Consider the following 11,714-nt stretch of genomic DNA (forward strand, 5'->3'; position numbering starts at 1 on the left):
GCCGGGCGGTCGTTCGAGGCGGTTGGCCCGGCCGGTTCAGCCGGCGGCCAGCGCCTTTTCGACGGTGGCGTGGAATTCCGCCTTGTCGTATTCGCCGAGATAGCGCTTGATGATGTGCCCCTCTTTGTCGATGAGGAACGCCGTGGGCGTGAGGCGAATGTCGCCGAAGGCGCGCGCGATGTCGCCCTTGGTGTCCAGCGCCACGGGGAAGGGCAGCTTGCGCGTTTCGGCGAAGTTCAGCACGAAGTTGGGCGGGTCGTAGTTCATGGCGACCGCGATGGCTTCGTAGCCCTTGTCGGCGTACTCGTTGTAGGCCGAGATGGTGTCGGGCATCTGCTTGACGCAGGTCACGCAGCTGGTTGCCCAGAACTTGACCAGCACGACCTTGCCGCGCAGGTCCTGCATCGAGAAAGTCTTGCCTTCCAGAGTGGTGAAGGTGACGTCGGGGGCGGTCTGGGCCGGACGCATGACGAACCAGGCGCCGATGCCGACGGCCACGAGGACTGCGAGGGCTACGATGGCTTTTTTCATTTGATGGGCATCGCCTCGACGCCGCTGCTGGTGCCGGTCGGGGCGTCGCCGCCCGCGCCGGCGCCGCTTTCGATGGGCGCCTTGGTTTCCGTGGTGGTGGGTTTGGTGCCGCTGCCCGACAGGCGGATGGCTTCTTCGCGGCTGATGGTTTCAAAGAGTTTGACCACCTTGGCCACGCCGCTGACATCCGCGGCGGCGTTGGCGGCGTATTCGCCCTCGGTCTGCGTGACCTTGCCCATCAGGTAGACGACGCTGCGGTCGGTCGTGACGGCGATGGTGCCCGAGGGCACGTACTTGGTGTTGAGGAGGGCGGTCTTGACCTTGGAGGTCAGCCAGGTGTCGTTGGAGCGCACGCCAAACGAGGCGATCGGGCCGACGTAAAGCTGGTTGATGACCTGCTTCACGTTTTCCACGCTCTGGGCGATGGCCGTGGCCTGGTTCTTGGCTTCTTCGGTGGGCACGTCGCCGGTCAGCAGCAGGTGGCCGCCGTAGGCCATGGCATTGACACGCGCCGTCTCGCCCAGTTTCTGGGAGATCTGGTTCTGGGCCTTGAACGCCATGTTCTGGTCTTCGAGCTGGACGCCGGACGTGCGGCGGTCGGTCACCACGACCGCCGTGGTGGCGGCGGCGCCGCCCACGATCAAAGGCGCGCAGGCCGACAGCGACAGCGCCGCGGTGGACAGCGCGGCGGCGAGCATCAGCGGGCGGACTGCGGGTCTGGCGTCAAGAATCATTCGGTGTCTCCAAGCAGAAGAGCGTCGATGCCGTCGCACAGCGCGTGCAGCAGCAGAATATGGACTTCCTGGATGCGCATGGTGCGATCGCTGGGAACACATAGATGGACGTCCATCGGGGTAATGAGTTCCCCCATGACGCCGCCACCCTTGCCCGTTAGGGCCAGGACGTGCATTTCGCGCGCGCTGGCGGCTTCCATGGCGCGGACCACATTGGGCGAATTGCCGCTGGTGGAGATGGCCACGAGCACGTCGCCGGCCTGGCCGAAGGCGTTGACCTGCCGTTCGAAGACCTCGTCGAAGCCGTAGTCATTGCCGACCGCCGTGAGGATCGAGGTATCGGTGTTGAGCGCGATGCCCGCGAGCGGCAGGCGTTCGCGTTCGAAGCGGCCCACCAGTTCCGCGATGAAATGCTGCGCGTCGGCGGCCGAGCCGCCATTGCCGCAAGCCAGAATCTTGCCGTTGTTCGCCAGGGCGCCGAACAGCACGTCCACCGCCACGGCCAGCGGTTCGGCCAGGACGTTCATGCTTTGTTCGTGAGCGGCCATGGCGTCGCGAAAGTGCGACGTCATACGAGAGGTCATATCCATGGCCGCGATTATCTCACGGGGCAAGGCCGCCGTTCTGTCTTGGCGCAACGAGGGCGGGCCTGGCGGGCGAGGCGGATCCGCGCCACATCTGGCCGTCGCGGATCCCCGCGGCCCGCCATGGACCATCACCGTCCGGCACCGCCCGTCAGGGCAGCCAGAACGCGCCCCGCAGCCAGGTCGGCTGGCCGTCGTCGAACACCACGGCATCGAAGCGGGCGGGCGGGGGCACGCCCCGCCAGTGCCGCCGGGCCAGCTCGGGCAGCCAGTGGGCCGCCGCCCGGGCAAGCCGCGCCTGCTTGTCGCGTCCGATGCTGGCGGCGGCGTCGCCGAAGCGGCTGCGGGCGCGCGCCCGGACCTCGACGAAGACGAGGGTGTCGCCCTCGCGCATGACCAGGTCGATCTCGCCGGCGCGGCAGGCCAGGTTGCGCGCCAGCAGGGCCAGTCCATGTTGCTGCAACAGGCGCAGCGCGGCGGCCTCGTGAAGGTCGCCGCGGCGCTGCGTGGGGGAGCGGCGCGGGGGCGGCCGGTCGGCGGCCGCGCGGCCGGTCCGTCGCCGGCGCTTTGCGGCGCGGCGGCGGGCGGCAAGGGCGAGTTCGCAGGCCAGGCGCAGGGTGTCGTCCGTCATGGGAGTCCAAAGGGCAGCGGGCGTAGGCGGCTACACTGACATGGTTTCTCCGTGTCAGCAGGCTGCAATGAATCAAAACGTCTCACCCCCCATGGCCGGCGATGCCTGGTCCCGCGTTGCCGAACGCGTGGCGGGGCAGCATTGGCCCGCCTCGACGCTGTACGTGGTGGCCACGCCCATCGGCAACCTGGGCGACCTGGGCCTGCGCGCGTGGCACGCCTTGCAGCGGGCCGACGTGATCGCTGCCGAAGACACGCGCGCCAGCCGCACCCTGCTGGACGCCTGGGGCGTCGGCACGCCGCTCATGGCCGCGCATCGGCACAACGAGGCCGCGGCGGCGCAGGCCATCTGCGAGCGCCTGGCACAAGGCCAGCGCGTGGCCCTGGTGTCCGATGCCGGTGCGCCCGCGGTCAGCGATCCTGGCGCGCGCGTGGTCCGCGCGGTGCGCGCCGCCGGCTACGCGGTGGTGCCGGTGCCCGGCCCCAGCGCCGTGATCGCGGCCCTGATGGGCAGCGGCGTGACGACGGACGAGAACCCCGCCTACGCCTTCGCGGGCTTTGCGCCGTCCAAGGCGGCGGCCCGGCAGCGTTGGCTGCGCCAGTGGTGCGCCTTGCCCGCGCCCGTCGTGATGTTCGAGTCGCCTCACCGGCTGGCGGCCGCTTTCGCCGACCTGCTCGCGGTCTGCGGGCCGGATCGCGAGCTCACGGTGGCGCGCGAGCTGACCAAGCGTTTCGAAGAGATCGCTACCGTCAAGCTGGGCGAGGCGGCGGCCTGGCTGGCCGCGGATGCGCACCGCGAACAGGGTGAATTCGTGCTGATCGTCCATGCCGAAGTCCAGGAGGCGCCGGACGACGAGGCGGATCCGGCCCACGACGTGCTGCTCGATGCGCTGTTGGAATCGCTGTCGGTGCGCGATGCCGCACGCGTCGCGGCCAAGGTCACCGGCCAGCCGCGCGACGTGCTGTACAACCGGGCGCTGTCGCGCAAGAAGGCGCAGGACTGAGTCATGGCGTATTCGACCCTCGTGACCGACAAGCCGGCCGATCCGCAGGCGCCCCTGACCTACCGCGACATGTCCACGCCGCTGGGCGAAATGCGCCTGGTCGCCAGCCCGGCGGGTCTGCGCGGCGCGTGGTTCACCGATCAGGCGCTGCTGCCGCCGCCGGAAGGCTGGACGCTGACAGAGGACGATCCCATCCTGGAGCAGGCGCGGCGCGAGTTGGACGCGTGGTTTGCCGGCGGGCGCCGTGCGTTCGACGTGGCGCTCGACCCGGTGGGCACGCCGTTCCAGCACGAGGTCTGGCGTGCGCTGTGCGCGCTGGATTTCGGCACGCTCACCAGCTATGGCGAGCTGGCTCGCGCGGTGAACCGGCCCAAGGGCGCGCAGGCGGTGGGCGGCGCCGTGGGCCGCAATCCAGTCAGCATCATCATTCCCTGCCACCGCGTGATCGGCGCGGACACGTCGCTGACCGGTTTCGGCGGCGGGTTGCCGCGCAAGCAGGCGCTGCTGGCGCACGAAGGCAATCGCTACCTTAGCCGCAGCCCGCGCGCCCGCCGCGTGTGCGACGGACAGGCCGAGCTGCCCTGGTAGCGCCTTAGCCGCTTATTGCGACGCGATGGTCGGCAGGATGCCGATGCGGTCCGACACGAGCGGCACCGCGTTCAGCGCGCTCTGGCGGTCGGGGTACGGGCCGATCCGCACACGGTACAGATTGTTGGCCTGTTCGACGGATGCCGGCGGCGCGCCTTCGGCCCCCAGCTGGGTATTGATGCGGCTGACGAGCGACTGCGCATTGGCCGGCTGGCTGAACGCGCCCACCTGCAGGTAGACGCTGCCGCTGGCGATACCCGGCGCCGGACGCATCGGGGCGGGGCCGGGCGCCGCGGGCGCCAGCGGCGCGGGCGTCAGCGCGACGGGCGTCGCGGCAACGGGAGTCAGCACGGGCGTCGAGCCCGTCGCGGATGCCGGTTCCGGCGCGGGCGCGGCCGGTGCGCCTTGCGAGGCAAGGCGGCGGATCTCGTCGGGCTGGATGGCTTCCACGATCACCTGGCCGCTGCCCGGGCCGATGATGCCCAGCTTGTAGGCCGCGACGTAGGAAAGATCCATGATGCGGTCGCTGTGGAAGGGGCCGCGATCGTTCACCCGCACGATGATCGTCTTGCCGTTGACCAGGCTGGTCACGCGCGCGTAGCTGGGGATCGGCAACGTGGTGTGCGCGGCGGTCATGGCGTACATGTCGTAGGTCTCGCCGATCGACGTGGCGTTGCCGTGGAATTTCTTGCCGTACCACGAGGCGATGCCGCGCTTCTTGTAGGGCTGTCCGCTGGTGTCCGGCACGTAGCGCTGGCCGAACACGACGTACGGCCGGTTGGCGCCGCTGGCGTAGGGCTCCAGTTTGGGCACCGCGTCCGGGATCTGGTCCAGGTTGGATGGCGGGTTGGCGTCGGGACCGTCGTCCTTGTAGTACCCGCCCTTCTTGCGTCCGCCGCTGGTGGAGCAGCCTGCCACGGCGATGGCCAGCAGCAGCACGAAAATCAGATGCAGTGGGCGGGAGAGCGTCATGCGGATTCGTCGGGCAGTTGGGTGCGGTGGCGCACCAGCAGGGGATCGTGGTCGGCGAAGCGCTGCGCCAGTTGCTCCACCACGTAGACCGAGCGGTGCTGGCCGCCGGTGCAGCCGATGGCCACGGTCAGGTAGTTGCGGGTGTCCTGGGTATACATGGGCAGCCAGCGGTTCAGGAAGCCGGCGATGTCGTCGATCATCTGGCCCACCTGCGCGTACCCGGCCAGCCACGTCGCCACGGGTTCGTCGCGGCCCGTCAGCGGACGCAGGTTGCGGTCGTAGTGGGGGTTGGGCAGGCAGCGCACGTCGAACACCAGGTCCGCGTCGCCCGGCACGCCGCGCTTGTAGGCGAACGATTCGAACGTCAGCACCAGCGGCGCGCGGTCGGCCTTGATCAGGTCGCGTATCCAGGCGCGCAACTGACCGGGCGTCAGGTCCGACGTGTCGATGACGTGCTCCTGTTCGCGCAGCGGCGCCAGCAGCTCTCTTTCAAGGGCGATGCACTCGGTCAGCGACGGGGCCGTCCCGCCGCGCTGCAGGCGGTCGGTCAGCGGATGGCGGCGGCGCGATTCCGAATAGCGCTGCACCAGCGTGGCCGTGTTGGCATCCAGGAAGACCACGCGCAGGCTGGTGCCCATGGCGCGCAGCGCGGTGACCACGTCGGGCAGTTCGGCCAGCTCGCCCGGAGAGCGCACGTCGATGGCGACCGCCACGCGTTCCATGCCGTCGTCACGCGCCTGGGCAATGAATTCGGTCAGGAAGCGGACGGGAAGGTTGTCGACACAGGTGTAGCTGGCGTCTTCGAGCATGCGCAGCGCGACGGATTTGCCGGAGCCGGAAATGCCGGTGACGAGGACGACTTTCAACATGGACATGATTGTGGCACGCTTTTCCAGGACGATGCCGGCGGGATAGCATCTGATATGGCCATAAACTCGAGATCTGCGCCTGTTGCCCCCCGCGCGCCCTGACGTAAGCTTGGGGCCGGAGATTCAGCAGGTCCACCGCAGTTCTACCGCAGTTCTACCGCAGTTCTACTTTACGCGCCCCGCCGTCACGATTCGGGGATTGGAATTCGACCTAGATGTTAGCCCTCATTTCCTCTCGTCGTGTTTCACTGCCGCGGTTTTGGGCGTTCCACCGGACTCTGGCAGCCGCGTTTGTTGTCTTTATCGCTACGCCCGCGTCGGCGCAGGAGGCCGCGCAGCCAAGCCTGCAGCCGGACACCATGGCGGCGCGCGTCGCGGCCTGTACGGCCTGTCACGGCGCGCAGGGCAGGGCGGGGGCCGACGGCTACTATCCGCGGCTGGCGGGCAAACCGCAGGACTATCTCTATCACCAGCTCCTGAATTTCCGCGATGGGCGGCGGCAGTACCGGCCGATGACGCATTTGCTGGCCGGTCTGCCCGACGACTACCTGCGCGAAATGGCCGCCTACTTTTCCGAGCAGCACGTGCCGTATCCGGCGCCCGCGCGCGCGGACGTGTCCGCCGCCACGCTGGAGGCCGGCCGCCGGCTCGCCATGGAGGGCGACGCGGCGCGCGGCCTGCCCGCCTGCGCGTCCTGTCACGGCGCGGCCCTGAGCGGCATGCTGCCAGCCATTCCCGGCCTGCTGGGACTGCCGCGCGACTATATCGGCGCGCAGATCGGCGGCTGGAAGAACGGCCTGCGCCGGGCCGCGGCGCCGGACTGCATGGCGGACATTTCCAACACGCTTACCCCCACCGACATCGGCGCCCTGGCGGCGTGGCTGTCGTCGCAACCCGTCGTCGAGCCCTACGTGCCCGACGCCGCGGATTCGGTCCGGCTTCCCGCGCAATGCGGCAGCCAGGCGCAGCGCTGAGACGGGGGCGCACATGAAGCTGATGAAAAGACTCCTCGCCGTCCTGTTGCTGGCTGCCGTCGCGGCGGCCGGCGGGCTGTACTGGCTGGGCACGCGCGACGACGCCAGCACCGGATCCGCCGCGGCGGTGGCCGACGGCACGGCCCTCATCGAGCGCGGCCGCTATCTGGCGCTGGCCGGCAACTGCATGGCCTGCCACACCAGTCGCGGCGGCAAGGCGTATGCCGGCGGCACGCCGATTCCCACACCGTTCGGCACGGTCTACGGCCCCAACATCACGCCGGACCCCGAGACGGGCATCGGCGCCTGGTCGGCCGACGACTTCTGGCAGGCGCTGCACAACGGCAAATCCAAAGATGGCACGCTGCTGTATCCGGCGTTTCCGTACACCGAATACACGCGCGTCACGCGCAGCGATTCCGATGCCCTGTATGCCTATCTGCGCAGCGTCTCGCCCGTCAAACAGGCCAGCCGGCCTGCCGACCTGGACTTCCCCTACGACCAGCGCGTGCTGCTGGCCGCCTGGCGCGCGCTGTACTTCAAGCCCGGCGTACAGGAACCCGATCCCGGCCAGTCGGTCCAGTGGAATCGCGGCCGCTACCTGGTCGACGGCCTAGGCCATTGCGCCGCCTGCCACACGCCGCGCAACAGCCTGGGCGCCTCGCGCGCGGGCGACGCGCTGGCGGGCGGCGTGATCCCGGTGCTTGACTGGTATGCGCCGCCGCTCACGAACGAGATGCAGACCGGCATGGGGCGCTGGACGGCGCAGGATATCGCCACCCTGCTCAAGACGGGCATCTCCGCGCATTCGACCGTCAGCGGGCCGATGGCGGAGGTCGTGCTGGGCAGCACCCAGCACCTGAGCGATGAGGACGCCCTGGCCATCGGCGTGTACCTCAAATCGTTGCCCGCCACGCCACCGGCGGCGACGGCGCGGACCGCCAGCGCGGCGCCCGCGGCGATGGAACTGGGCGGCAAGCGCTATCTCCAGCAATGCGCGCAATGCCACCAGCCGGATGGCACGGGCAGCGGCACGGCATGGCCGGCGCTGGCGGGCAATCCGACGGTCACCGCGCCTTCGCCGGTCAACGCCATCCGCATGGTGCTCGACGGCGGCTTTGCGCCCGCCACGGCCGCGAACCCGCGTCCCCACGGGATGCCGCCGTTCGGACAGGTGCTCAACGACGACGACATCGCGATGGTCGTGACCTACATCCGCAATAGCTGGGGCAATGAGGCGGGCGCGGTGAGCGCCCTGGACGTCAAGCGCGCGCGGGCGGCGTCGACCTTGAACTAGCGCACGCCGCGCGCGCCAGGTCGCCCAGCGTGCGGATCGCGGCGTCGATGCCCGCATCCCAGGGGTGGCCGTAGTTCAGGCGCAGCGCGCTGCCGAACTGTCCGCTGGCCGAGAAGATCGGGCCCGGCGCGACGCTGATGCCGCGGGCCAGCGCCTGGTGGTGCAGCGCCAGCGCGTCCACGGCGGCGGGCAGCTCCAGCCACAGAAAGAATCCGCCCTGCGGCCGCGTCACGCGCGTGCCCGCGGGGAAGGCCTGCGCAATGGCGTCGGCCATGCGTTCCTGCTGCGCCTGCAGGGTCTGGCGCAGCCGGCGCAGGTGGCGATCGTAGCCGCCTTGTTCCAGGTATTCGGCGATCGCGCCCTGCGCGGGACCGGACGCCGACAGCGTCGACGACAGCTTCAGGCGTTGCACGCGCTGCGTGTAGCGCCCCGCGCTGGCCCAGCCGATGCGGTAGCCCGGCGCCAGGCATTTCGAGAACGACGAGCAATGCAGCACCAGCCCACGCGTATCGTAGGCCTTCGCGGGCACGGGCCGCGCCGCGCCGAAATACAGTTCGCCGTAGACGTCGTCCTCGATCAGCGGGATGTCGTGCCGCGCGAGCAGCTCGACGAGTTGGCGTTTCCTGTCGTCGGGCATCAGGCAACCCAGCGGATTCTGGAATTGCGTCATCAGCCAGCAGGCGCGCGGCGAATGGCGCAGGATGGCGGCCTGCATCGCGTCCAGGTCGATGCCGGTTCGCGGATGCGTGGGCACTTCCAGCGCCTTGAGGCCGAGGCGTTCCAGGGCCTGCAGCGCGCCGTAGAACGTCGGCGCCTCGACCATGACGGTGTCGCCCGGCTGCGTGACCGCCTGCAGGCAGAGATTGAGCGCCTCGAGCGCGCCATTGGTGACGACGATGTCGCTGGCGGGCAGGTTGATGCCGCCGATCAGGTAGCGCAGCGCGATCTGCCGGCGCAGGCGCGGGTTGCCAGGCGCCAGGTCGTCCACGGTGTCGCGCGGATCCTGGCGTTTCAGGTGCGTGGCCATGGCCTGCGCCAGGCGCGGCAGCGGAAACAGCAGCGGGGAAGGGAACGCGGAGCCCAGCGGCGTGACGTCGCGGTTGCGCACCGAGCCCAGGATGTCGAAGATCCGTTCGCTGATGGCCAGCGCCGTCGATTCGCCGTCGGGACAGGAAGCGCCGGGTTCGGGCGGCAGCGATTCGGCCGGCGCGTTGACGTAATAGCCCGAGCGCGGCTGGGCGCGGATGAGGCCGCGCGCTTCAAGCAGGTAATAGGCCTGGAATACCGTGGAGGGACTGACGCCCCGCGCGGAACAGGCATCGCGCACCGAGGGCAGTCTGTCGCCGGCGCGCAGCACGCCGCTGGCGATCGACGTGGCGATCTCGTCGGCCAGGGTCTCGTAAAGGCTCACGATGCCGCAGGGCGACGACGCGGGCTCATTTGCTGCTTTGGAGGATCGCCATGGCCTGGCGTTCCATGAACTCGCCCAGCGTATCGATGCCGCGCAGCTTCAGGATGGTGTTGCGCACCGCGGCTTCGACCAGCACGGCCAGGTTGCGGCCCGCGGCCACCTGCAGCATCACCTTGCGCACGGGCAGACCCAGCATGTCCTGCGTGATGTCCTGCAGCGGCAGGCGTTCGAACTTGTCCTGCGCGGTGGCGCGCACCAGGTGCACGATGAGCTTGAGCCGCATCTTGCGGCGCACGGACGTTTCGCCAAAGATGGTGCGGATGTCGAGCAGGCCCAGGCCACGGACTTCCAGCAGGTTCTGGAGCAGTTGCGGACAGTGGCCTTCGATCATGTTGGGGGCGGTGCGCGAGAACTCGACCGCGTCGTCGGCAACCAGGCCGTGCCCGCGCGAGATCAGTTCCAGGGCCAGTTCGCTCTTGCCCAGGCCCGATTCGCCCGTGATCAGCACGCCCAGTCCCAGCACGTCCAGGAAGACGCCATGCACCGTGGTGGTGGGCGCCAGCTTCTTGCCGAGGTAGATGCGCAGCAGGTCGATGAGCTGCGCGGCGGCGACCGGCGTGGACAGGAGCGGCACCTGGTGCTGATCGCACTGGTCGACCAGGTCTTGCGGCGGCGTCAGTCCGTCGGCCAGCAGGATGGCGGGCACGCCGCCGATCAGCAGCTCGTCCATGTGGTGCATGCGACGGCGCAGGTCGAAGCGCGTGTAATACGCCAGTTCTTCCTGGCCGAACACCTGGATGCGCGACGGGTGGATGAGGTTCAGGTGGCCGACGAGGTCGGCGGCCGCCATGCCGTCATCGGGAATCGCGCGGTCCGCCGCGCCCTGGCCCGAGATCCAGTTGAAGGGGATTTTGTCGGCGTTGTCGTCGACGAGTTCCTGCACCGTGAGCATGGCAGCGACTTTCGCGTGGGATCAGAGTTGGCCGGTCGTGAGCATCTTGTGGACGATCGCCGGATCGGGCTCGGTGGCCAGCGCCTCGCGCAATGCCTTGTTGGACATGAGCTGGGCGAGTTCGGCGAGGATGTCCAGGTGCTGCTGCGTGGCCGTTTCCGGCACCAGCAGGCACAACAGCATCGAAACGGGTTGCCCGTCGGGCGCGTCGAAGGTGATGGGCTGGGCCAGGCGGATGAACGCCGCCAGCGCCTGTTCCAGGCCTTTCACGCGGCCGTGCGGCACGGCCACGCCCTGGCCAAGCGCCGTGGACCCCAAACGCTCGCGGGCGAACAGGCTGTCGAACACGAGCGCGCGTGCCAGGCCGTTGTTGTTTTCAAAAAGCAGGCCGGCCTGTTCGAACGCGCGCTTCTTGCTGGTGGCGAGCAGATCGAGCACGACGTTGCCGGCGGGTAGGATGCGCGACAAATGATTCATCGGGTCATTATAGGGTGATATGACGCACTGCAACAATCAACGGCCCGGCATGTCGGACGACGCGACGCCCGGGCCACAAGACCGACAGCATAGACCGATCGCGGGGCGTTGTGGGCATTCCGGGCCGCTCGGCGGTCCCATCGCGGCAAAGCCAGGGAAAACGCTGATCCGCCCGTGCACGCAGGAACGCGGGATGGGACGAAAAACAGGGGGGAGGGGGTAGTGCAGGGGGGAGTTTGCCGATGCCCCGGCTGGACGCGAAGTCGAGCGGGACACCGGGACTTAGGCAGGATCGTTGGATCGCTGTACTGCTAGTCGCTCAGGTGAGCGGTCGTGAGGCGCGTTACTGCTGGGGTGGCGAGAGGCTCGCCGCTTGCCGCTTCACGGACTCTGCTGAATGACTTCTGACCTTGTCCTTGTGCTTGATGACCTGACGGTCGACTTTGTCGGCAAGAAGATCGATGGCCGCATAGAGGTTTTCATCGGTTGCTTCACAATGAATGTCCTTGCCGCTCAGGCGCATGGTGATTTCGGCTCTATGCCGCAGGGGCTCTACTGAGAGCATGACCTGGGTATCGATGACGTGATCGAAATGCCGCAGCACTCGCGCCAGTTTGTTCATGACATATTCCCGGATGGCCGGGGTGACGTCGAGGTGACGACCGCAGATGCTCAGGTTCATAGTGTGCTC

14 protein-coding genes are annotated in these 11,714 nt (G+C 68.7%); 4 read left to right on the forward strand and 10 right to left on the reverse strand.

Annotation, left to right across the window (positions count from 1 at the left end; genetic code table 11):
- Positions 1–36: 36 nt before the first annotated feature.
- The 4 genes from BXA00_RS10930 to BXA00_RS10945 form a co-directional block, all read right to left on the reverse strand.
- Positions 37–531, reverse strand: a complete 495-nt coding sequence (locus tag BXA00_RS10930; RefSeq protein ID WP_076518515.1) for a peroxiredoxin — start codon at positions 529–531, stop codon at positions 37–39.
- Positions 528–1,265: a BON domain-containing protein gene (locus BXA00_RS10935; protein WP_076518516.1), complete on the reverse strand. Its 738-nt coding sequence runs from the start codon at positions 1,263–1,265 to the stop codon at positions 528–530. The genes BXA00_RS10930 and BXA00_RS10935 overlap by 4 nt, the downstream gene beginning before the upstream one ends.
- The gene (locus BXA00_RS10940) at positions 1,262–1,855 is read right to left on the reverse strand and encodes a phosphoheptose isomerase (RefSeq protein WP_056319572.1); all 594 of its coding nucleotides are present in this window, start codon (positions 1,853–1,855) and stop codon (positions 1,262–1,264) included. The genes BXA00_RS10935 and BXA00_RS10940 overlap by 4 nt, the downstream gene beginning before the upstream one ends.
- A 145-nt stretch (positions 1,856–2,000) precedes the next feature.
- Complete coding sequence (locus tag BXA00_RS10945) at positions 2,001–2,480, reverse strand: YraN family protein (RefSeq protein WP_076518517.1); 480 nt, start codon at positions 2,478–2,480, stop codon at positions 2,001–2,003.
- A 67-nt stretch (positions 2,481–2,547) separates the two neighbouring features.
- Between BXA00_RS10945 and rsmI the strand changes: the two genes are divergently transcribed.
- Together rsmI and BXA00_RS10955 are read left to right on the forward strand one after the other, a co-directional pair.
- Positions 2,548–3,483 (forward strand): 16S rRNA (cytidine(1402)-2'-O)-methyltransferase, encoded by a 936-nt coding sequence (gene rsmI / locus BXA00_RS10950; protein ID WP_076518518.1) that lies wholly within the window; start codon positions 2,548–2,550, stop codon positions 3,481–3,483.
- Positions 3,484–3,486: 3 nt separating this feature from the next.
- Positions 3,487–4,071, forward strand: coding sequence for a methylated-DNA--[protein]-cysteine S-methyltransferase (locus tag BXA00_RS10955; protein ID WP_076518519.1), 585 nt, complete (start codon positions 3,487–3,489; stop codon positions 4,069–4,071).
- A gap of 12 nt (positions 4,072–4,083) precedes the next feature.
- On the opposite strand, the gene BXA00_RS10960 is transcribed toward BXA00_RS10955, so the two are convergent.
- Positions 4,084–5,043: a septal ring lytic transglycosylase RlpA family protein gene (locus BXA00_RS10960; protein WP_076518520.1), complete on the reverse strand. Its 960-nt coding sequence runs from the start codon at positions 5,041–5,043 to the stop codon at positions 4,084–4,086.
- Entirely contained in the window at positions 5,040–5,912 is an 873-nt protein-coding gene (gene rapZ, locus BXA00_RS10965; RefSeq protein WP_076521905.1) for an RNase adapter RapZ, read from the reverse strand. Before rapZ ends, BXA00_RS10960 begins: the two co-directional genes overlap by 4 nt.
- Positions 5,913–6,127: 215 nt before the next feature.
- Here rapZ and BXA00_RS10970 point away from each other — a divergent pair, with 215 nt between their 5' ends.
- Together BXA00_RS10970 and BXA00_RS10975 are read left to right on the forward strand one after the other, a co-directional pair.
- Positions 6,128–6,886, forward strand: a complete 759-nt coding sequence (locus BXA00_RS10970; RefSeq protein ID WP_156902787.1) for a c-type cytochrome — start codon at positions 6,128–6,130, stop codon at positions 6,884–6,886.
- Between the two features lie 13 nt (positions 6,887–6,899).
- Positions 6,900–8,183 (forward strand): cytochrome c, encoded by a 1,284-nt coding sequence (locus BXA00_RS10975; protein ID WP_076518522.1) that lies wholly within the window; start codon positions 6,900–6,902, stop codon positions 8,181–8,183.
- Here the strand turns inward: BXA00_RS10975 and BXA00_RS10980 are convergent.
- From BXA00_RS10980 to hpf, 4 genes are all read right to left on the reverse strand, one after another.
- Positions 8,149–9,594 carry a PLP-dependent aminotransferase family protein gene (locus tag BXA00_RS10980; protein ID WP_076518523.1) on the reverse strand — a complete coding sequence of 482 codons (1,446 nt, stop codon included), beginning with the start codon at positions 9,592–9,594 and terminating at the stop codon, positions 8,149–8,151. The two genes, BXA00_RS10975 and BXA00_RS10980, sit on opposite strands and share 35 nt — an antisense overlap.
- 25 nt (positions 9,595–9,619) lie before the next feature.
- A complete protein-coding gene (gene hprK / locus BXA00_RS10985) occupies positions 9,620–10,546 on the reverse strand; it encodes an HPr(Ser) kinase/phosphatase (RefSeq protein WP_006216298.1) in 927 nt (308 codons plus the stop codon).
- Between the two features lie 21 nt (positions 10,547–10,567).
- Entirely contained in the window at positions 10,568–11,023 is a 456-nt protein-coding gene (locus BXA00_RS10990) for a PTS sugar transporter subunit IIA (protein ID WP_076518524.1), read from the reverse strand.
- 343 nt (positions 11,024–11,366) lie between these two features.
- Positions 11,367–11,705 carry a ribosome hibernation-promoting factor, HPF/YfiA family gene (hpf, locus tag BXA00_RS10995; RefSeq protein ID WP_006216296.1) on the reverse strand — a complete coding sequence of 113 codons (339 nt, stop codon included), beginning with the start codon at positions 11,703–11,705 and terminating at the stop codon, positions 11,367–11,369.
- Between the last annotated feature and the right edge of the window lie 9 nt (positions 11,706–11,714).

Source organism: Achromobacter sp. MFA1 R4, assembly GCF_900156745.1.
Lineage (GTDB): Bacteria > Pseudomonadota > Gammaproteobacteria > Burkholderiales > Burkholderiaceae_B > Achromobacter.